General features: G+C 68.8%; 21 protein-coding genes. 2 read left to right on the top strand and 19 right to left on the bottom strand.

Features of this window, described 5'->3' with window-relative positions; genetic code table 11:
* On the top strand, positions 1 to 616 hold a 616-nt coding region (gene msrA / locus VF536_RS17545), incomplete at its 5' end, for a peptide-methionine (S)-S-oxide reductase MsrA (protein WP_331616149.1).
* A gap of 50 nt (positions 617 to 666) precedes the next feature.
* Here msrA and VF536_RS17540 read toward each other — a convergent pair.
* The gene (locus tag VF536_RS17540; RefSeq protein ID WP_331616148.1) at positions 667 to 801 is read right to left on the bottom strand and encodes a hypothetical protein; all 135 of its coding nucleotides are present in this window, start codon (positions 799 to 801) and stop codon (positions 667 to 669) included.
* Between the two features lie 132 nt (positions 802 to 933).
* On the opposite strand from VF536_RS17540, the gene VF536_RS17535 reads away from it, so the two are divergent.
* Positions 934 to 1,785: a LysR family transcriptional regulator gene (locus VF536_RS17535; protein ID WP_331616147.1), complete on the top strand. Its 852-nt coding sequence runs from the start codon at positions 934 to 936 to the stop codon at positions 1,783 to 1,785.
* 8 nt (positions 1,786 to 1,793) lie between these two features.
* Here the strand turns inward: VF536_RS17535 and arsH are convergent, their stop codons facing one another.
* The 18 genes from arsH to VF536_RS17445 form a co-directional block, all read right to left on the bottom strand.
* Positions 1,794 to 2,561, bottom strand: coding sequence for an arsenical resistance protein ArsH (arsH, locus tag VF536_RS17530; RefSeq protein ID WP_331616146.1), 768 nt, complete (start codon positions 2,559 to 2,561; stop codon positions 1,794 to 1,796).
* The gene (locus VF536_RS17525; RefSeq protein WP_331616145.1) at positions 2,554 to 3,255 is read right to left on the bottom strand and encodes an MIP/aquaporin family protein; all 702 of its coding nucleotides are present in this window, start codon (positions 3,253 to 3,255) and stop codon (positions 2,554 to 2,556) included. Before VF536_RS17525 ends, arsH begins: the two co-directional genes overlap by 8 nt.
* A 1-nt stretch (position 3,256) precedes the next feature.
* Positions 3,257 to 3,769 carry an arsenate reductase ArsC gene (locus VF536_RS17520; RefSeq protein ID WP_331616144.1) on the bottom strand — a complete coding sequence of 171 codons (513 nt, stop codon included), beginning with the start codon at positions 3,767 to 3,769 and terminating at the stop codon, positions 3,257 to 3,259.
* A gap of 13 nt (positions 3,770 to 3,782) precedes the next feature.
* Complete coding sequence (locus VF536_RS17515) at positions 3,783 to 4,109, bottom strand: helix-turn-helix transcriptional regulator (RefSeq protein WP_331616143.1); 327 nt, start codon at positions 4,107 to 4,109, stop codon at positions 3,783 to 3,785.
* A 141-nt stretch (positions 4,110 to 4,250) separates the two neighbouring features.
* Positions 4,251 to 4,661: a response regulator gene (locus VF536_RS17510; protein WP_331616141.1), complete on the bottom strand. Its 411-nt coding sequence runs from the start codon at positions 4,659 to 4,661 to the stop codon at positions 4,251 to 4,253.
* 164 nt (positions 4,662 to 4,825) lie between these two features.
* Positions 4,826 to 5,743, bottom strand: coding sequence for an AraC family transcriptional regulator (locus VF536_RS17505; RefSeq protein WP_331616140.1), 918 nt, complete (start codon positions 5,741 to 5,743; stop codon positions 4,826 to 4,828).
* A gap of 98 nt (positions 5,744 to 5,841) precedes the next feature.
* Entirely contained in the window at positions 5,842 to 7,005 is a 1,164-nt protein-coding gene (gene yqhD / locus VF536_RS17500) for an alcohol dehydrogenase (protein ID WP_331616139.1), read from the bottom strand.
* 176 nt (positions 7,006 to 7,181) lie between these two features.
* Positions 7,182 to 8,759, bottom strand: a complete 1,578-nt coding sequence (locus VF536_RS17495; protein ID WP_331616138.1) for a hypothetical protein — start codon at positions 8,757 to 8,759, stop codon at positions 7,182 to 7,184.
* A 91-nt stretch (positions 8,760 to 8,850) separates the two neighbouring features.
* A complete protein-coding gene (locus VF536_RS17490; RefSeq protein WP_331616137.1) occupies positions 8,851 to 9,081 on the bottom strand; it encodes a DUF2789 domain-containing protein in 231 nt (76 codons plus the stop codon).
* Positions 9,082 to 9,157: 76 nt separating this feature from the next.
* Complete coding sequence (locus tag VF536_RS17485) at positions 9,158 to 9,988, bottom strand: ABC transporter substrate-binding protein (protein WP_331616136.1); 831 nt, start codon at positions 9,986 to 9,988, stop codon at positions 9,158 to 9,160.
* Positions 9,989 to 10,005: 17 nt separating this feature from the next.
* Positions 10,006 to 10,986, bottom strand: coding sequence for a zinc-binding dehydrogenase (locus VF536_RS17480; RefSeq protein ID WP_331616135.1), 981 nt, complete (start codon positions 10,984 to 10,986; stop codon positions 10,006 to 10,008).
* 13 nt (positions 10,987 to 10,999) lie between these two features.
* Complete coding sequence (locus tag VF536_RS17475) at positions 11,000 to 12,370, bottom strand: MmgE/PrpD family protein (protein ID WP_331616134.1); 1,371 nt, start codon at positions 12,368 to 12,370, stop codon at positions 11,000 to 11,002.
* A gap of 52 nt (positions 12,371 to 12,422) precedes the next feature.
* Positions 12,423 to 13,397 carry a tripartite tricarboxylate transporter substrate binding protein gene (locus tag VF536_RS17470; protein ID WP_331616133.1) on the bottom strand — a complete coding sequence of 325 codons (975 nt, stop codon included), beginning with the start codon at positions 13,395 to 13,397 and terminating at the stop codon, positions 12,423 to 12,425.
* A gap of 91 nt (positions 13,398 to 13,488) precedes the next feature.
* Positions 13,489 to 14,241 (bottom strand): GntR family transcriptional regulator, encoded by a 753-nt coding sequence (locus VF536_RS17465; protein ID WP_331616132.1) that lies wholly within the window; start codon positions 14,239 to 14,241, stop codon positions 13,489 to 13,491.
* 86 nt (positions 14,242 to 14,327) lie between these two features.
* Positions 14,328 to 15,221, bottom strand: a complete 894-nt coding sequence (locus tag VF536_RS17460; RefSeq protein ID WP_331616131.1) for a transglutaminase family protein — start codon at positions 15,219 to 15,221, stop codon at positions 14,328 to 14,330.
* Positions 15,218 to 16,300, bottom strand: coding sequence for a zinc-binding metallopeptidase family protein (locus VF536_RS17455; protein WP_331616130.1), 1,083 nt, complete (start codon positions 16,298 to 16,300; stop codon positions 15,218 to 15,220). Before VF536_RS17455 ends, VF536_RS17460 begins: the two co-directional genes overlap by 4 nt.
* 233 nt (positions 16,301 to 16,533) lie before the next feature.
* Positions 16,534 to 18,846, bottom strand: a complete 2,313-nt coding sequence (locus tag VF536_RS17450; RefSeq protein WP_331616129.1) for an ATP-dependent DNA helicase — start codon at positions 18,844 to 18,846, stop codon at positions 16,534 to 16,536.
* 61 nt (positions 18,847 to 18,907) lie between these two features.
* A partial coding sequence (locus VF536_RS17445) for a hypothetical protein (RefSeq protein WP_414710402.1) occupies positions 18,908 to 19,314 on the bottom strand: 407 nt, incomplete at its 5' end.

Here is a 19,314-nt window from a genome sequence, read left to right as displayed (position 1 = left end):
CGTCGCGGCGCCGACGTCCGATGTCGCCGCCCATGTCGCCGCCAATGGGGCGCGCACCACGGAGATGGCGGTCTTCGCGGGCGGCTGCTTCTGGGGCGTGCAAGGCGTGTTCCAGCACGTGAAGGGCGTGACCCGCGTGGTGTCCGGTTATGCCGGCGGCAACGCCGCCACCGCGCATTACGAGATGGTGGGCAGCGGCCTGACCGGACACGCGGAAGCGGTCGAGATCACCTACGACCCGACGCAGGTCAGCTACGGCGCGCTGCTGCAGATCTTCTTCTCGGTCGCGCACGACCCGACGGAGCTCGACCGCCAGGGGCCGGACAGCGGGCCGCAATACCGCTCGGCGATCTTCCCGCGCGACGCCGAGCAGGCCCGGGTGGCCCAGGCCTACATCGCCCAGCTGGATGCCGCGCGGTCATTCCCGAAGAGCCTGGCGACGAAGATCGAGGCGGGCAAGGCCTTCTATCCCGCGGAGGGCTATCACCAGGACTACCTCGAACGGAATCCGCGGAACCCGTACATCGTGATCAACGATCTGCCCAAGGTCGAGCAGCTCCGGCAGCTGTTCCCGCAGCGTTGGCGGGCGGCGGCCGTGCTGACCCGCAACCCGTGAACGACGCAGACGCTGCGGGTGTTCACGGGCTGACGTTCACGCGCTGACGCTCAATGGATGTAGGCGTCGTCGCGCAGACCGCTGAAGAGCCGGGTCAGCAGCTTGTCCAGCCAGGCCGGAATGCCTGGCTGCTGCGAAGGCGCGGCGCGGCGGGAGGGGATGACGTGCGTCGTAGCGAATTTCATGACGGGCTCCTTGGCCTCGATTGGGCATGTCGATGCCGTCATCGTCGATCCACTGTTGGTGCAGGTAAAGCGAGTCTTATTGCTGTTTAAGTGCAGAATAGTTGCACTGATTCGGCAACGACGAGGTTTCCCGTGGACATCACGCTGGCTCGCACCTTCCTGGAGATCGTCGCCGCGGGCAGTTTCGTCCGCGCGGCGGAGAGCCTGCACGTCACGCAGACGGCGGTGAGCGCGCGGGTGCGGACGCTGGAGGAACTGCTCGGCACCACGCTGTTCGTCCGCAACAAGGCCGGGGCGACCTTGACGCCGGCGGGCGAGCAGTTCACGCGCTACGCCTCGATGCTGGTGCAGGTGTGGGAGCGCGCGCGCCACCAGGTGGCCCTGCCGCCGGGGCGCGAGTCGGTGATGACCATCGGCTGCGAGCTCAGCCTGTGGGATCCGCTGCTGCTCGACTGGCTGCTGTGGATGCGCACGTCGGCGCCGCATCTGGCCTTGCGCACGGAGGTCGGCTTCCCGGCGGACCTGATCGACCGCGTGGCCTCCGGGACCCTCGATGTCGCCGTGGTGTACGCGCCGCAGCAGCGTCCGGGGCTGCGCATCGAGCTGCTGCTCGAGGAGAAGCTGGTGCTCGTCACCACGCGCAAGCGCGGGCAGAAGCTCGATCCCGAGGACTACGTCTACGTGGACTGGGGGCCGGAGTTCGCGGCTCAGCATGCGCTGGCCTTTCCGGAGATGGGCCACGCGGGGGTGTCGGCGGGACTGGGGCCGCTGGGGCGCGAGTACGTGCTGGCGGCCGGCGGTTCCGGCTACTTCCGGCTGGCGGTGGTGCGCAAGCACCTGGAGAGCGGCAAGCTGCGCCGCATCCGCGGCGCGCCGGAGTTCCTCTATCCGGCCTACGCGGTGTTTGCCGAAGGCGCGGACATGTCGGTCGTGGCGCCGGCGCTGGAGGGGCTGCGGCATGCCATCGGGGCGGGCGAGCAGTGAGACCGTCTTCAGGTGCAGCAGCGTGACGCTTTCGACGCGCAGCCGGTCGCCGCACCGAGGTCGACGCGCTTGGCCAGCTCCGCCGCGGTCTCCTTGCGCTCGCTGTAGCGGTTCAACAGGGAAGGGCCGAGGTCCCGGGTCAACAGCGTGAACTTGACCAGCTCTTCCATCACGTCGACCACGCGGTCGTAGAAGGGCGACGGCTTCATGCGTCCGTCCTCGGTGAACTCGGCGAAGGCCTTGGCGACCGACGACTGGTTCGGGATGGTCAGCATGCGCATCCAGCGGCCCAGCAGGCGCATCTGGTTGACGGCGTTGAACGACTGCGAGCCGCCCGACACCTGCATCACGGCGAGCGTCTTGCCCTGGGTGGGCCGCACCGAGCCCGTCGACAGCGGGATCCAGTCGATCTGCGTCTTCATGATCCCGGTCATGGCCCCATGCCGTTCCGGCGAGCACCAGACCATCCCTTCGGACCAGGCGGCCAGCTCGCGCAGTTCACGGACCTTGGGATGCGTCTCTGGCGCATCGTCGGGCAGGGGCAGGCCGGTCGGGTTGAAGATCCGGACCTCCGCGCCCAGGGCCTCCAGCAGGCGCGCCGCCTCGAAGCTCAGCAGGCGGCTGTAGGAGCGCTCGCGCAGCGATCCGTACAGCAGGAGGATGCGCGGGCGGTGCCGGGAAGGCGCCACCACCGAGAGGCGATCCAGCGTGGGGACCTCCAGCAGGTCCGCGCTCAGCGCCGGCAAGGTGGCGTCGGGAAAGAGAAGGTCAGACATGGCGTTCAGGCGTCGGTGGGTGGGGAAGGGCCTCGCGGCCGGCGGACCGGGGTGGCAGCAGCAGTTGATGCACGCCCACCGCGAGGGCTGCGCCGATGAACTCGGCGACGATGAAGGCTGGCGCGCTTGCGGGCGCGATGCCGGCAAAGCTGTTGCTGAACACGCGACCGACGACGGCCGCCGGATTGGCGAAGGACGTCGAGGCGGTGAACCAGTAGGCCGCGCCGATGTAGGCCGCAACCATGGCCGCCGCGCGTGCCCGGGGTGCGCGCAGGATCACCAGCAGGAGGCCGAATGTGGCGACCGCTTCGGCGATCCACTGACCCGTGCCGCTGCGCAGCTGGGTGGAGACCTGGAACAGGCTCATGTCGAACATCGCGTGCGCGAGCCATGCGCCCAGCACGGCGCCTGACAGCTGCGCGACGAGGTAAGCCGGCAGCTCGACCCGGGTCAGTTCGCCGCGCCACGCCATGACGACGCTGACCGTCGGATTGAAGTGCGCGCCGCTGACGGGCCCGAACACCTCTATCAGGACGTAGAGACCTCCCACCGTGGCCAGCGTGTTGGCCAGCAGCGCAACGGCCGTGTTGCCGCCGCTGAGGCGCTGCGCCATGACGCCGGAGCCGATCACGATGGCGAGCAGGAGCGCGGTTCCCAGGAGTTCGGCGAACAGCTTGCGGGGCAGGTCCGACATCTCAGCTCCGGGCGATCTCGCCCAGCGCCTGCTGGAGTTGCGCCTTGCCCATTGTCGACAAGGGCAGCTGCACCAGCTGCAGCATGCGATAGCCGATGGCCTGCCGCGTGAGCTCGAACGCTCGGCGCTTGCCTGCATCGCCGCCTTCGGTGTCGGACGGGTCCGGATAGCCCCAGTGCACCTTAACCGGTTGCCCGCTTCCACCGAAGAACACGGGGCATTGCTCGGCGGCGGCGCTGTCGCACACGGTGATGACAAGGGACAGCGGTGGCGCGTCCGGCGTGGTGAACTCGTCCCAGCTCTTGCTGCGATGGCCCGTGGTGTCGATGCCGGCGGCCTGCAGCACCTCGAGCGCGAACGGGTTGAGTCGCCCGCTGGGTGCGCTGCCCGCGCTGAATGCCTCGACCTGCTTGCCGAGCCGCTTCGCCCAGTGGTTGAGCATGCCCTCGGCGAGGACGCTGCGAGCGGAGTTGTGCGTGCACAGGATGAGCACGTTGGAGGTCGTCGACGTCATGTCGGGGCCCCGGTCAGCAGTCGCAACGGGCCGAGCCCGGCGTCACGGCGCAGGCGGCACCCTGGCAGCAGTTCTCGGTGAGGTAGGCCAGGAGCGCGTTCATCTGGGGATACACGGCCCGGTAGACCACGTTGCGGCCGACCTGCTCCGAGGTGACGAGCCCCGCCTCGGCGAGATCCTTCAGATGGAAACCCAGCTTGGCGTAGGCGACGCCGAGCATGTCGACGAGGGCGCCGGGCGTCAGGCCGTCCTGTCCCGCGACCACCAGCGCGCGGAACGCGTCGAGTCGAATCGGATGTGCCAGCGCGCCGAGGCCGGCGAGGGCGGTTGTCTTGTCCATGGCTGACATTACAACAAAAGTTGTAATGATGGGCAAGCGAATGACGGCGGATGACGGCGAAGGAAGACGAGGGGGAACGATGGACGATCGAGGCGACGAGTCGCCTCGATCAATGGTGCCTCGGCGATCAGCCGGGCGAGATCAGGCGGCCACGGCCAGTTGCCGGAGCTTGGGCTGGTGGAAGGTCAGCGGCGTTTCGCTGAACTCGCAGAGCGCGTCCAGGAGCACGTCCAACTCGGACTCCCGACTGTAGAAGGCGTTCAGACCGGCCTCCATGCAGCGCGGGCCGAACAGTGCCTCGTCCGCGTTGCTGATCGCGAAGGCCACGCCGCGGAAGCCTGCCTTGCGCATCCGGGCGACGGTGTTCAAGCCGGAGCCTTCGGCCAGGGCCACGTCGCAGATCACCACGTCGGGTTGGCACAAGGCTGCGGTGATCACGGCGTGCTCTTCGCAGGCGCACTGGGCCACCACGACGGCGCCGGGCACGTCGCCGAGCCGGTGGCGCAGGGTGGCGATCCAGGTCGGAGAGGGATCAACAAGAAGGATCTTCATGGTGGGCGTCCAGCGATTGCGTTACCGCAGTGTGGCGTGGCGCCCCATCGCGCGGTATCTCCGGACTTCGGTGCTCCGCGTCCGGCTTGGACCGCATTGCGTGTCGGTAGATCACCGACAGCAGCGCTCCTGGCGCTCTCCGCTTCCACTCTTCGCTCTTCGCGCTAAGAGACCGCCGGGCTGAACGCCCTCAACCTCGCCACCTCATCCACCGGCGTGGCGCCGAAGTAGCGCTTGAACTCCCGGCTGAACTGCGACGGACTCTCGTACCCCACGCGGGTCGCCGCTACGCCGGCCTTCACGCCTTCGTTGAGCATGATCAAGCGCGCCTTGTGCAGCTTGTAGCTCTTCACGTACTGCAGCGGCGAGGTGTTGGTCACCGCCTTGAAGTTGTGATGGAAGGCGGACACGCTCATGTTCACCAGCCCCGCCAGCTGCTCGACGCTGAGCGGCTTGGCGAAGTTGGATTCGATGTGCTGCAGCGCCTTCGTCACCTGCGCGAAGTGCGTGTGCCGGTTGGCCAGCGCCTGCAGCGCCGCGCCGCTGTCGCCGCACAGCACGTGGTAGATGATCTCCTTGAGGATGAGCTTGCCCAGCACCTTCGCGTCGCGCGGACGATGCATCGCGTCGAACAGCCGCTCGATCGCGCACAGCACGTCCTCGGTGAACGCCGCGCTGTTGACGCCGGCAGCCTCCAGGCTCGCGGGGCGGTCCAGCGTCTCGTCCTCCAGCTCGATCAGCAGCTCCTGCAGCACCGCCGTGTCGATGTCGATGGACACGCCGACGAAGGGCTCCTTCTTGCTCGCGATCGTCTGGCACTCGAAGGGCAGGGGCACCGTCAGCAGCAGGTAGTTCTCCGCGTCGTAGCGGAAGGTCTTCTCGCCGACATGCCCCACCTTCGCGCCCTGCGCCACGATGACGATGGAGGGCTCGTACAGCACCGGCGTGCGCGGATGCGCCGTCTCGGAATACAGGATACGGACGCCGTCCACCGGTGACGGCGTCGAGAAGGCGCCGGACTTGTAGCGGGTCGCGGTGTCGATGATCCGCCGCCGGATGCTGTCGTTGAGGGTGGTGGCCATGGGTGCTTCAAATGACTTCGGGCGCACGCGGTCTGCAGGCCGCGTGCGCCACGAAAGCGGGGAGATCAGTCAGGAGTCAGCGAGGACTCAGCGCCAGCTCAACGAGCCGCTTCGAGGATGCGTCGGCTGTCCTCGAGCCGCACGTCCTGGTGCTCGCCCAGCGCCTTGCCGCCGTGCTCCTCCAGCTTGGCGATCATCGCCGGGATGGTGCTGCCGTCCAGCCCGTAGGCCGACAGGCGCGTGCCCACGCCCAGCTGCTCGAAGAAGGCGCGCGTCGCGGCGATCGCGCCGTCGATCCGCTGTTCCTCGCTGCCGTCGCGCAGACCCCAGACGCGGTCCGCGTACTGCAGCAGCTTGGCGCGCTTCTGCTCCTTCTTGTATTCGAGCACCGAGGGCAGCACGACCGCCAGCGTCTGGGCGTGGTCCAGCCCGTGCATCGCCGTCAGCTCGTGGCCGATCATGTGCGTTGCCCAATCCTGCGGAACACCGGCGCCGATCAGACCGTTCAAGGCCTGCGTCGCGCTCCACATGACGTTGGCGCGGACGTCGTAGTTCTCCGGCTCGGCCAGCGCGCGCGGACCTTCCTCGATCAGCGTCAGCAGGATGCCCTCGGAGAAGCGGTCTTGAATCCGGCCCTCGGCCGGATAAGTCAGGTATTGCTCGACCGTGTGGACGAAGGCGTCGACGACGCCGTTGGCCACCTGGCGCGCGGGCAGGCTGTAGGTGGTCACCGGATCGAGGACCGCGAACACCGGGTAGGTGTAGGCCGAGAAGAAGGGCAACTTGTCGCCGGTGGCCTTGCGGCTGACGACAGCGCCGTTGTTGGACTCGGAGCCAGTGGCAGGCAGCGTCAGCACGACGCCCATCTTCACGGCGCTGGTGACCTTCGAGCCGCGGGTCAGCAGGATCTCCCATGGGTCCTTGGCGGCGTCGTACTGCGCCGCCGCGGCGATGAACTTGGTGCCGTCCGCGACGGAGCCGCCGCCGACGGCGAGCAGGAAGTCGACCCGCTCGGCCTTGACGACCTCGACGGCCTTCATCAGCGTTTCAAACGTCGGGTTCGGCTCGATGCCGCCGAACTCGAACACCGTGCGGCCGGTCAACGCGGCGCGGACCTGGTCCAGCACGCCGTTCTTCTTGATGCTGCCGCCGCCGTACGTGATCAGGATTCGGGCGTCCGCGGGAATCTCGCTGGCGATCCCGGCGATCTGGCCTTTGCCGAAGAGGATCTTGGTGGGCGTGTTGAGGCTGAAATTGTTCATGGCTTTGGGCTCCGCGAGGGGTGAACGAGGAATCGTGTCGATGGAGCGGATTGTTCGCCGCGGAGCGGATCCGGGCAACGCACGAAGCTGCCGGAGTTTTGCCCATTTCTGCTGGCTGCTGAGGAATCAGGCAAGGCGTCTGATGTAGGCGCCTCGCCATCCCCACGGTCGGCTCGTCAGCCCGTGGGCTCGATCCGTACCCAGGTCCGGATGAACGAGCGCAGACCCTGCTGCTCGGCGGCTTCGGTGACCGTCGCCTGGGTCTCGGCGTCGCTGTTGGAGCGCGGCCGGCCGCTGATGCCGGTGGGCTGGTACAGCGCCTCCTCCTCCTCCTCCGACGAGCTGTCGTCCTTCTCGTCCTCGACGAAATCTTCCAGTTCGCTGTCCAGGCTGTTGCCGACCAGGCCCGCCCGCTTGGCCTGCTCCGCCTCCAGCACCGCCACCCATTGCTCGAGCAGCTTGGCACGGGCGTCGACCTTGAAGTGGCTCTCGTACCACTGCTGGACCTCGTCGCCCTTGTCGGAGAACTGCCACTCCAGGAAACCGGTGCCGTCGAAGAGCGCCGGCGCCTGCCCATGCAGGAGGCCCAGCACATTGATGAACAGCGTGGGCCCGTTCTTGGCCGCGGAGACTTCTCCGGGCGACTGGAACCAGGTCTTCACCTGCGGCAGCATGTCCTTTGTCACCTTGAGCCGGTTGAGCAACGATGGCGTGGCGTGCCAGGCCAGTTCGTCCACCCACGACACGAAGGCCATGGCGGGCATCACGCCGCCCTCGATGCGGTCCTTTCCGGGCGCCTGCAGGCCGGACAGCAAGGCCTTGGCCTGGTGGAACTCGTCGAGCAGGCTTTCCGGGACGCCCTTTGCCAGCATCTTTTCCTTTTTCCTGCCGATGATCGCGGCGCGGTCCTGCGTCCATTCGGTGGCCGGTGTCGCCGCGGTGTTGGTGAACACCAGGTTCACGAAGATGTTGTCGCCGGCCGTGTCCTTGTGCATGCCGACATTGCGGCTCGTCTTGTCGAGCGGGCGGTTGTGGTAGTAGTTCATGTCGACCCGGACTTTCAGCCCGCCTTCCTGCCACCACGGCGCCCGCCGGATGTGGTCGAGCTGTCCGTTGGCGCGCATCAGCCCGCGCACGAAGGCGGCGCAGGCGACGATGTCCTCCATGGGCATGCGCGAGCGGGCCACCGTCTCGTCGAGATCGGGCCTGTCGAGATCGACCATGTACAGCGAGCCGACGTTGATCATTCGGTCGCCATCCTTCTTGCCGACGTCCTTCTCCTTGACCTTGCCGAGGGCCTTCTCGGTATAGACGCCCAGTCTGACGGCCAGGGGCCCCCATTGGAGCGCCAGATCCTCGTCGAGCTCGGGTAGGCTGCCGACATGCATCAGACGGTCGGCCAAGCCGGCGCGCACGTCATTCGCCGTGGCGCCGTAGTGCCCCGTCAGGTCGTTGAAATACACGCCCTGGGCGGGATCTCCCGGCTGGTGGGTGCCGGCGGTGCCGGATTCGACGATCTTCCAGCCCGCTTCGACCGTGTGGTGGTGGATGCTGCGCTGGAGGACCGGGCCGGGCTGGGGACCGAACAGCCGCTCGATGGTCCGGGCCTGTCGCTGCACCCGCGGCGAGGACGACACGCTGGTCGCCTCGGGTCGGGTCTGGTTCGCAGGATCGGGCCGGTCCTGACGCGCGGCGGCCGGTCGACCGGTCGGGGGAAGATGGTCGGGGTCTGCCGGGACGCGTGCGCTGGCCATCGCTTGCTCCTGGGGGCGAAGTGGGACCCCAGTGGACGGCGGTGGCCGGGCGTCGGTCAATCAGCAGAATGCTGATTCGGGCGGGCAGGGATCAATGGAGCGCCACGTTCAACTGGTCGACGACCTCCGCCCAGTCCGCGTCCTGCAGCAGCAGCCCCTTCAGCAGGCGCTTCTGAGGCTCGGTCCAGAACGGCGCCTCGGTGATCTTCACGTCGCCGGGCAGCGGACGGTGCACGGAGATGAACTCGCGGATCTCCGCCTCGGAGGAGGGCAGGCCGAGTTGATCGAACAGGTCGTGGAACTGATGGGTGGGCGATTCCATGGGGGTCTCCTTCAAGAGGCAGTCGCTCTTGAGATTAACGCCAAGCGAATCGCGGCGGTGTAGGACAGTGTTCCATTCAAGGCGCCACGGGAGCGCGTCCGGGTGGCGCCACGAACGCCCCTTCGATCCCATGCCGCCGCAGCGCCTCCGCCACGAAACCGGAGGCCTTCATCTCCTCGACGAACGCGCTGAGCCAGCGCCGCGCCGCGACGCGCCCCTTGGGCACGCCCATCGCCTGTTCGATCACCATGAAGCGGCCCGGCAGCAGGCGCACGCCGCCGACGCGACGCGCATCGGCCTCGAGCTGCTGGCGCACGCCGGCGGCGACGTCGAGCTGGTCGGCGATGAACATGTCGGTGACCGCCGGCGACGTCGGCGCGCGCACCAGCGTGGCGGACTTGATCTCGCGGGTCAGGTAGAGGTCGTAGGCGCTGCCGCGCCCCACGACGATGCGCGTGCCCGTGCGGTCGACGTCCTCATTGCGCCGCTGCGGCGCATCGTTGCGGACCAGGTAGGCGCCTTCGATGATCACGTACGGCGCCGTGTAGTCCGTGTCGGCGCCGCGCAGCGGGTCGATCGCGACGAAGGCGAGATCCACCTGCCTGTCCTTGATGGCTTCGACCACCTTGCCCGCCGCGTTGAAGGCAACCAGCTCGATGCTCACGCCCAGGCGACGCGCCGCCTCGCGCGCGAGGTCCACGGAGACGCCGCGCAACTCGCCGTCCGCGCCGCGGCTGGCCAGGATGGGATTGCCGAGGTTGATCGCAGCGCGCAGCTTGCCGGTGCTGCTCAGCTCGGCCGCGGCGGCCTGCGAACCGCTTGCCGGTCCCGCCGCCGGCGACGCGCAGGCGCTCAGCAGCCAGGTGGCGGCACCCGCCGCACAGAGTTCTCGACGTTGAACGTTCATGGCGATGTCCTTGGTGATCAGTCCGCGCTGCCCGCCAGCACGATCTTGCCCAGATGCTCGGCCTGCTCCATCGAGGCCTTGGCTTGCGCGAGTTCCTCGAAGCGGAAGACGCGGTCCACCACGGGCCGCAGGCGGCCATCGGCGAATAGGGGCAACCAGTCGGCCCGAAAGCCGGGCACCGGCTCCGCGCGCTGCTGCGGCGTGCGCAGCTTGTTCGAAACGCCGAACAGATGGAGGCGGCGCGCGTGCAGTGCTTCGAGGTCGAGCTCGGCCCGGAGCACGCCGTCGACGTAGCCGACCATCGCCAGCCGTCCCTGGAAGCCCAGCGACCGCACGCACTCGGCGAAGACGCTGCCGCCGACGGTGTCGATGGCCAGGTCCGCGCCGCGGCCCTCCGTGGCTTCGCGTACCGCAGCGGCGAAGTCGGGCGCGCGGGTCTCGAGGCCGAGGTCCAGCCCCAGCGTCGTCAGCCGCGCCAGCTTGGCCGCGCTGCCCGAGGTGGCGATCACGCGCGCGCCCATCGCCTTGGCCGCCGACAGCGCGGCCACGCCGACGCCGGAACTGCCGCCCGCCACCAGCAGGGTCTCGCCCGCCTTCAGGCGACCCTGGACGACGAGCATGTCGTACACGACGAGGAAGGTGAGCGGAATCGCGCCCGCTTCGGTCCAGTCGAGCGCCTCGGGCACATGCAGCGCCTCCGCTTCGCTGATCAGCGCGAAGTCGGCGAAACCGCCGTTGCAGCGGCCCATCGCGCGATCGCCGACCTTCCAACCTGGCACGCCGACGCCGACTTCGACCACCTCGCCGGCCGCTTCCGCGCCCAGCGGCTTGGGACTTCCGCCTTGGGGGCCGTGACCGGCCAGGAGTTCACCCCGGTTCAGACCGGCCGCGCGAACGCGGACCAGCAGTTGACCGGGACCGGGGGCAGGGCGGGGCAGGTCGTCCCGGAGCGTCAGCTCCGCATGACCGTCCCGGTACTGGAGGGTGTAGCCGCGCATCGTGCGACCCCTCTCAGGGGCGGGCCAGCGCGGTCAGCTCGCGCACGTCGGCCAGTTCGCCGAGCTTCCAGCAGGCCGCGATCAGCGCGTCGCTGCGCGCGGCGCCGATGACCACGTCCGACTGCGAGTGGAACTTCGCGTCCAGTGCCGCGTCGCTCATCGGCTTGTGCAGCGAGCCGATCGCGTGTTCGACGAACACATGCACGCGGCGTCCGTCGCGCAGCACCGCGGTCATGTCGACCGAGGCCTCGTCGATGCTGTCATCCACCGTCGCGACGACCTTGCGGCGCAGCGCGACGACGTCCTCGCGGATGACGATCGCGTCCTCGTACTCGGGCTCGCCGGCGCGGCCGAAGATCAGCCCGGCCGACACACCGTGATAGACGCTGAACTTGCCCTGCAGACCGTCCGCCGGTTCCTTCTTGCCGGTGAGCTCCAGCACCAGCGAATGCACCTTGAGCTCGATGCGCTCGACGTCCTCGGGCCTCACGCCCTGATCGCGCAGCTGCACGGCGGCGTCGATGCTCGGATGGATGACGATGCCACAGGCGAAGGGCTTGTAGGTGTTGAAGGAGATCTCGAAGCGCTCGCCGAGTTCGTCGGTGGCCTCGTTCCAGGCGTACTTCGTCGAGACGACCTGCGCGAAGCCGCGCGGTGCCTCCAGCGCGCGCGGGCTGGCGGTGTATCCGTGCTTGGCGAGCAGCGCCGACAGCAGCCCGGCGCGCGCCGCGCCGCCCGGGTGGAAGGGCTTGGTCATGGTGCCGAACTGTTCGCGCAGGCCCACGGGCTGCGATGCGGCGATGCCCAGCGCCATCTGGGTGTGGTGCTCGTCCAGGCCGAGCAGCCGCGCGCAGGCCGCCGCGGCGCCCAGCGTGCCGGTGGAACCGGTGATGTGCCAGCCGCGGTCGTAGTGCTCCGGGTAGACCAGGTTGCCCATGCGGCAGGACACGTCGATGCCCAGCACCATCGCGTCGATCAGCTGCCGGCCGGACAGGCCCAGGTGCTCGGCCAGCGCCAGCGCCGCCGAAGCCACCGGACCGGCCGGATGGATGATGGTCTTCAGGTGGGTGTCGTCGAAGTCGAAGGTGTGCGAGCTGATGCCGTTGAGCAGCGCGGCGCCGGCCATGTCGACCTTCTCGGCGCGGCCGAGGATGCTGGCCTGCGCGGACGGTTCCAGCATCTGCACGGCGGACAGCGCCGCCTGCATCGCCTCGTGACCGGCGGCGCCGACGGCACAGCCGGCCCAGTTCATGAAGGTGCGATGGGCCTCGTGGTCCACCGCGTCGCTCCAGCCGCGCGACGGATGCGTGGCCACGTAGCGGGCGAGGATCTGGGTGATGGGCGGGGCGTTGTGGTCGGCGGCGACCTGGGTATTGCGGGCCATGGGGTTCTTTCGTCCTTCAGTCGTTCTTCGGTGGTCTCTGGGCGTCGATGTCTCAGTCGTCGACGTGGATCTTGCGGTCGCGCGCCAGGGTGGTCCAACGGGCCACCTCGGCCTGGATGTGATGCCCGAACTGCTCGGGGCTCATGGCCGTCGGGTCGACGGCTTCGCCCGCCAGCTTCTCGCGCATGTCCGGCGCCTTGAGGATGGTGTTCAGCGTCGTGTTGAGCTGCTTGACGACGGCCGGGGGAATGCCCGCAGGGCCGACGACGCCGTACCACTGCATCGCATCGAAGCCTTTGAAGCCGGCCTCGATCAGCGTGGGCACGTCCTTGAGCGTCGGATTGCGCGCGGTGCCGGTGACCGCCAGCGGCTTCACGCGGCCGGAGCGGATGTGCGGCAGCGCCGCGGCCAGCCCGGGGAACATCGCCTGCGTCTGGCCGCCCATCAGGTCGGTGAAGGCAGGCGCGATGCCGCGATACGGCACATGCAGCATGAAGACGCCCGCCTGCTGCTTGAACAGCTCCATCACGAGCTGCGTCAGCGAACCCACGCCCGAGGAGCCGTAGCTCAGCTTGCCGGGGTTCTTGCGGCAGTACTCGATGAAGCCCTTGAGGTCGTTGACCGGCACCGAGGTGTTGACCACCAGCACGTTGGGCGTGCCGCCGATCATGCCGATGGGGCTGAAGTCCTTGACCGCGTCGTAGGGCAGCTTGCGCGTGGCGGGGCTGGTGCCGTGCGTGGCCACGTAGCCCTGCATCAGCGTGTAGCCGTCGGCGGGCGCCTTGGCCGTGGCCTGCGTGGCGATCACGCCGCCGCCACCGCCCATGTTGTCGACCACGAAGGTCTGGTTGAGCGCATGACCCCAGCGTTCGCACACGGCGCGGCCGATGAAGTCGCTGCCGCCGCCCGCGGCCACCGGCACGATGTAGCGGATCGGTTTGCTGGGGAAGGTGTCCGCCGCCCAGGAGCGTCGTGCGGCGAGCAGCAACGCGGGAGCGGCGATCAGCACGGATCGTCGGTTCGTCATGGATTTGTCTCCGGATGAAGCGGGGCTCTTGTGATGGCCCTCGTTCTTGCTTTGGTGGGGGGATGCGCCGGCGTCCGCCCGGGTCCTGGCGCTAGGCCTGACCCTTGGTTTTGCCCTCGTCTTCAGCCTGGATCGGATGGTCGCCGTCGTTCTTGCCTTCCGTCTCCAGCAGCCGGCCGTGCGCCGCGTTGACGTGGTGTTCCTGCAGCCGCTGGCACAGCGCGGCGTCGCCGTCTTCGAGCGCGGCGACGATCTGGTCGTGCTCCTCGATCGACACCTTCATGCCGACGTCGCGCGACAGGTTGCGCAGCCGCGAGAGGTGCAACTGCTGGACGATGCCCTGGTAGGTGCGCGTCAGCGGCTCGTTGTCGGTCGCCTCGACGATGGCCCAGTGGAAGGCCAGGTTGGCGGCGTAATAGGCCTGCACGTCGCGGCGGCGGGCGTTGGCCTTCATCTCGCGGCCCAGCGTCACCAGCCGCTTCACGAGCGCGTCGCGCCGGGGACGGGCCAGGGTGGCGGCCCGGCGGCCGGCGTGGCCGTCCAGCAGGCTGCGCAGCTCGTAGAGGTTGGCGACTTCCTTGGGATCCAGCACGCGCACGAAGACACCGGCGTGCTTGCGCGCGGCGACCAGGCCGGTGCTTTCAAGCTCGCGCAGCGCCTCGCGTACGGGAACGCGGGAGACACGCAGACGCGCCGCGACGTCGGGTTCGTTGATGCGCTGGCCCGGCGGCAGGTCGCCGCGCAGGATCGCGTTCAGCACCTCGTCGCGGACGAGCTTGGCGAGCGACGTGTCCCGCACATCGGCGAGCAGGTCGGGGGAGGTGTCGGAGATCCAGGGGAGCATTCGTCTATCGTATACGATTAGACGAAATGAACAAGGAGGCGATTCAGCCGCGTCCTGTCACGGTGCGAACTGCGATGTCCGGCGTTTCACGCAGCGATCGGCGCGAGAAGACATCCCGCGGAATCGCCGTCGCTGCTCAGCGCCCGGTCCGATCGGACGGGAAGTTGCAGCCCGGGCCCGCTGCAGGCCGTCGCGCGCACCAGCGGCGCGAACGGCGCCTGGATCTGGCCAAACAGCGTCGCGAACGGCACGTCCGCCGCGTCGCGTCCGGTCCCGATGCGCACGAAGCCCATCGGGATGCCGTTGCCCGACGCGTCGAAGGTGTACCAGCGCCTGCCGAGGTAGACCTCGACATACGCATGGAAGTCCGGTGCCTTGGTCGGATCCGCCCCGTAGTCGGTGCCGGTCACGTAGCGCGCCGGCATCGACAGCGCCCGGCACAGCGCGATCATCACGTGCGCCTGATCGCGGCAGACTCCCACCCGATCCGTCAGGGTGTCGAGCGCGGTGGTCTGCGTCGTCGATCCATAGGGCGCGTACGCGATGTGCCGCTGCACCCAGGCCGCGATCGCGGCGGCGCGCGCATAACCGGGCGGCACATGACCGAACTCGGCCTCGGCCCACGGGATGAGCCGGTCGGATTCGCAATAGCGGCTGGGCGCCAGGTAGGTCAGGAGTTCGACCGGCAACTCGTCGATCGGGCACTCTCCGATGAAGGCAGGATCGCCGAAGCGGTGCTCGATCGAGACGCTGGCGCTGTAGGTCAGATGGAAATCCCCCTGCGGTGCGCGCACGCGCAGCAGGCGGTTGCGCGTGCTGGCAATGGTTTCGGAGCGCCACGGCACATCGGGCGTCAACACGACGTGCTCCTGCAGCACCCGCTGCGCCGCCGTGTGGGCCGGCTGGATGTTGAACACGAAATCGCCGTGCGGCGCGTCGATGCGGTAGTCCAGTTCGAAGTGGAGATCGAGGCGAATCATGGGGTCCTGCCGTTCTCGACGACGCAATGGATGAAGTGCAGCTTCGGGACGACCCGGCGCTGCAGCACGAAGGGATAGAAATCGGGCTGGCCCATGGCGCGGGACATCTCGTTCATCACGCTGGTGATGGCGAGCCAGTCGCGCAGCAGGCGCAGGAAGTCGGGGCTGGTGGCGTGGCCGGGCGACCAGAGGTCGTCGGGGCCGTAGGGCAGGGGTCGGGTGTCGTCGACGGTGCTCAGCAGCTTGAAGCTGCCGGCGGTGTCGATGGTGTCGCGCAAGTGCAGGTAGTGCGCCCAGGTCTCGGCCCAATCCTCCCACGGATGCGCGCTGGCGTACGAGGTGATGAAGCGCTGCGACCAGTCCGGCGGCGGGCCGGTGTGGTGATGGCGTTGAAGCGCGCCGGCGTAGTCGAGGCGCTCATCGCCGAACAGCGCGCGGAAGGGCTCCTGCCAGGACGTGCCGGCGACCAGCCGGTCCCAGTAGTAATGACCGATCTCGTGGCGGAAATGCCCGAGCAGCGTCCGGTAGGACTCGCCCATGCGCTGGCGGGCGGCCTCGCGTTTGGCGTCGTCGGCTTCCTCGATGTTGATGGTGATGACGCCCCAGGCGTGGCCGGTCATCACGCGCGGCTGGCCGGGCAGGGTGCGCAGGAAGTCGAAGGCGAGCCCGCGGCTGCCGGCCTCGGACTTCGGCTCGACCGGCAGGTGCAGGCCGAGGAGCTGCGAGACGAGCCGCCGCTTGGCGCGCTCCAGTCGGCCCCAGAGTTCCGCGTTGATGGGGTGCGATAGATCGGGAATGGTGCGGTTGAGCGCGCAGGCGACGCAGAGCTGCCCTCGACGTCGGTCATCGAGCGGCATCAGCCAGTTGCAGCCGGCGGCGGTGTGGAAGTTGGCGCAGCGGGTGAAGAGGCCGTCCACGCCCGCGATGCGCCAGGTCGCGGCGGCGGGGCCGGGCAGCAGCGCGTGCAGCGTCAGGTCGTCCGGCAGGAAGCCGAGCGGCGCCGCGCAGGCCAGGCAGGCGCTGTTGCGGAAGTAGAGACGGTGGCCGCAGGTGCAGCGGTAGACGCGGGTGGAGCTCATGGTCAGGGCTCCCTTGGCAAGCATGGGGCCTGACTGACTGCGGGGCGCCGCTGGCCCTCACCCCCGCCCTCTCCCGCAAGCGGGAGAGGGAGTGAGAATGCACTGAGCACTCCCAGAGTGCCCCCTCTTCGCTTGCGAAAGGTTGTGTGAGCCGGCGCCTCCCGGACTCCCTCTCCCGCTTGCGGGAGAGGGTGGGGGTGAGGGCCAGCGGCGGTGGAAGTGCTGAAGCCTTCTTACTGAGGGCGATGGCCCTGATCCCACCAGGCCGGCAGCAGCCGCTGCACGTCGGCGCGCGCGAACCGGTCGTCGATCAGATGGACGACGCCGCGGTCTTCCGTCGTTCGGATCACCCGTCCCGCCGCCTGCACGACTTTCTGCAAACCCGGGTAGAGATAGGTGTAGTCGTAGCCCGCGCCGAAGAGCTTCTCCATGCGCGCCCGGATCTGCTCGTTGACGGCATTGACCTGCGGCAGGCCGAGCGTCGACAGGAACGCACCGATGAGCCGCCGTCCCGGCAGGTCCACGCCTTCCGCGAACGCGCCGCCCAGCACCGCGAAACCGACGCCGCGGCCATCCTCGGTGAACCGGTCGAGGAACTGGCGCTGCTCGCCCTCGCTCATGCGGCGCGACTGACGCCATTGCGGCACCTCGGGATGGCGTTCCGCGAGTTGCGTCGACACCTGCTCCAGGTAGTCGTAGCTGCTGAGGAAGGCCAGGTAGTTGCCCGGTGCGCGGCCGTACTGCGCGGCGATCAGCTCGGTGATCGGCTGCAGCGACGCACGCCGATGCTGGTAGCGCGTGGAAATGTGGGACGCGACATGCACCTGCAGTTGGCCGGCGTCGAAGGGCGAGGGCACCTCGACGCTCACGTGGTTCTCCGGCAGTCCCAGCAGGTCCGCGTGGAAGCCTTGCGGCTGCAGCGTCGCGGAGAACAGCGTGCTCGTCTGCGCCGCCGCAAGCCGGGGGCGCAGGAAGGGTGCGGGAACGATGTTGCGGATGCAGAGGACGGACGGGCCGGGCTTGGCGCTGAAGCCCTCCGGCTTCTGCACGTCGACCAGCGAGTGCGGCCCGAAGGACTCCACCGCGCGCGTCACGTGCATCGCCTCGAAATGGAAGTCGAGCAGCGCATCGTCCGCGTCGTCGGGATGCGCGGCGAGGTGTTCGGCGACCACGCCGATGCCGTGCTGCAGCGCGCTCAGCAGGGACTCCGGGAAGAACTCGTACGCCGCATACGGCTCGACCTGCGCCTTGTCGATCGCCCGCCAGCTCCGCCGCACCTTGTCCAGCGCCTTGCGCACCAGCGGTGACGCCGAGGCGCCCGACGAGTGCCGCGCCTGGAAGAGCCGCTCCGGCGACAGCGTCGCGCTGTACATCTTGCGGCCGCGTTCGACGAGGTTGTGCGCCTCGTCGACGAGCAGCCCGACGCGCCATTGGTTCACCTGCGTCAAGGCGTGGAGCAGGGCGCCGTGGTCGAAGTAGTAGTTGTAGTCGCCGACGACCACGTCGGCCCAGCGGACCAGTTCCTGGCTGAGGTAGTACGGGCAGACCCCGTGAGCCAGCGCGACCTCGCGCACGGCGTCGCGGGTCAGCGCGACGCCTGGTTCGCGGCACGGATCCGTATCCAGGTCTTGCCCGACGCGCAGCGCCGCCGACCGGGCGTCGGGCAGCCGGTCGTAGAAGCCTTTGGCCAGCGGACAGGACTCGCCGTTGCAGGCCCTGTGCGGATGCTCACACGCCTTGTCGCGGGCGACGAGTTCCAGCACGCGCAGCGGCGCCGCAGGCGCCAGCCGCTCGATGGCATCCAGCGCGGTCTGCCGCCCCGAAGTCTTCGCCGCCAGGAAGAACACCTTGTCCAGGCGCTGCCCGGGCGCGGCCTTCAGCAAGGGGAAGATCGTTCCCATCGTCTTGCCGATGCCGGTCGGCGCCTGCGCGAGCAGGCAGCGGCCGGTGGCGGCCGCGCGGTAGACCGCTTCGGCGAGCGCCCGTTGCCCGCCGCGGAAATCCCCGAACGGGAAGCGCAGCGCCAGCAGCGCCGCGTCGCGGCGCTCGCGGTGTTCCAACTCGAGGACGGCCCAGGCCAGAAACCGCTCGCACAGGGCTTCGAAGTGCGATTGCAGTTCCGCCGCCGTGCAGCGCTCGGTCAGCAGCGTTTCCTCCTGGCTGCCGAGGTCCAGATACACCAGCGCGACCTCGATGTCGGACAGGTTCTCGGCCTGGCACAACAGCCACGCGTAGACCTTCGCCTGGGCCCAGTGAAGCTGTCGATGCGTGGGCCGCTGGCGATCGAGGCTGCCGCGGAAGGTCTTGATCTCCTCGATGCGCTGGCGCTCCGGATCGAAGCCGTCGGCGCGGCCTCGCACGCGGAGGTCTCCGAACTCGCCGCTGAGCGTCAGTTCCCGTCGATAGCCCGGTCCCCGGCGCTCATACACGAGCGCATGGCCGGCGATGCCTTCCTGCGCCGTCGGCGCCGGGGTGAAGCGCAGGTCCAGATCGCCTTGCTTGGCGGTGAACTCGCAGAGTTCGCGGACGGCGACGGTGTAGGGCACGGGTGGGGTCAGGTCTGATGACTGGTGTTATGTACAGTATCTCAAACTCTGCACCCCTGTCTCAAACTCCGGACCCCTTGTTGGCCCTGTCGGCCGCGGCGGCCAGCGCGGCGGTCGTCGCGAGGAACTGCGCCCGCTCGGGCGCATCGGCGAGGTGGCGCGCCAGGGAGCGCGACAGCGTCTCGACGTCGACGCCCGCGTCGCCGTCGGCGTGACGCGCCAGATCGCGCGACACGAGGTGTTTCGCCAGCGGCCCGATGTGGGTGGCCAGCGCGCGTTCGATCTGGGAGATCAAGGTGGCGTCGAGTCCGCCCCCCGTCTTCGTTGCAGCGAGGCCACCCGTGCCCGTGCCTGTGCCGATGCCGATCCCTGACCTCGTGCCGCCACTCGTGCCGCTCCCGGTTCCGGGGCCCGTGCCTTCCGGGATCGGCAATGTCGGCGCGAAGGCGCCGTCGCCAGCCACCTCCC

This window comes from Roseateles sp., assembly GCF_036486225.1.
Classification (GTDB): Bacteria; Pseudomonadota; Gammaproteobacteria; order Burkholderiales; family Burkholderiaceae_C; genus Roseateles.
The sequence above is the reverse complement of the archived record's forward strand: the minus strand, read 5'-3'. Positions and strand labels throughout refer to the sequence as shown.

Excerpts from the sequence above, each read along its gene's own strand:
- VF536_RS17475 (WP_331616134.1), bottom strand. The coding sequence starts at position 12,370 with ATGGCCCGCAATACCCAGGTCGCCGCCGACCACAACGCCCCGCCCATC.
- VF536_RS17490 (WP_331616137.1), bottom strand. The coding sequence starts at position 9,081 with ATGGAATCGCCCACCCATCAGTTCCACGACCTGTTCGATCAACTCGGC.
- yqhD (WP_331616139.1), bottom strand. The coding sequence starts at position 7,005 with ATGAACAATTTCAGCCTCAACACGCCCACCAAGATCCTCTTCGGCAAA.
- VF536_RS17465 (WP_331616132.1), bottom strand. The coding sequence starts at position 14,241 with ATGCTCCCCTGGATCTCCGACACCTCCCCCGACCTGCTCGCCGATGTG.
- VF536_RS17470 (WP_331616133.1), bottom strand. The coding sequence starts at position 13,397 with ATGACGAACCGACGATCCGTGCTGATCGCCGCTCCCGCGTTGCTGCTC.
- VF536_RS17460 (WP_331616131.1), bottom strand. The coding sequence starts at position 15,221 with ATGATTCGCCTCGATCTCCACTTCGAACTGGACTACCGCATCGACGCG.
- VF536_RS17525 (WP_331616145.1), bottom strand. The coding sequence starts at position 3,255 with ATGTCGGACCTGCCCCGCAAGCTGTTCGCCGAACTCCTGGGAACCGCG.
- VF536_RS17510 (WP_331616141.1), bottom strand. The coding sequence starts at position 4,661 with ATGAAGATCCTTCTTGTTGATCCCTCTCCGACCTGGATCGCCACCCTG.
- VF536_RS17480 (WP_331616135.1), bottom strand. The coding sequence starts at position 10,986 with ATGCGCGGCTACACCCTCCAGTACCGGGACGGTCATGCGGAGCTGACG.
- VF536_RS17515 (WP_331616143.1), bottom strand. The coding sequence starts at position 4,109 with ATGGACAAGACAACCGCCCTCGCCGGCCTCGGCGCGCTGGCACATCCG.
- VF536_RS17520 (WP_331616144.1), bottom strand. The coding sequence starts at position 3,769 with ATGACGTCGACGACCTCCAACGTGCTCATCCTGTGCACGCACAACTCC.
- VF536_RS17505 (WP_331616140.1), bottom strand. The coding sequence starts at position 5,743 with ATGGCCACCACCCTCAACGACAGCATCCGGCGGCGGATCATCGACACC.
- VF536_RS17540 (WP_331616148.1), bottom strand. The coding sequence starts at position 801 with ATGAAATTCGCTACGACGCACGTCATCCCCTCCCGCCGCGCCGCGCCT.
- arsH (WP_331616146.1), bottom strand. The coding sequence starts at position 2,561 with ATGTCTGACCTTCTCTTTCCCGACGCCACCTTGCCGGCGCTGAGCGCG.
- VF536_RS17495 (WP_331616138.1), bottom strand. The coding sequence starts at position 8,759 with ATGGCCAGCGCACGCGTCCCGGCAGACCCCGACCATCTTCCCCCGACC.
- VF536_RS17485 (WP_331616136.1), bottom strand. The coding sequence starts at position 9,988 with ATGAACGTTCAACGTCGAGAACTCTGTGCGGCGGGTGCCGCCACCTGG.
- VF536_RS17455 (WP_331616130.1), bottom strand. The coding sequence starts at position 16,300 with ATGAGCTCCACCCGCGTCTACCGCTGCACCTGCGGCCACCGTCTCTAC.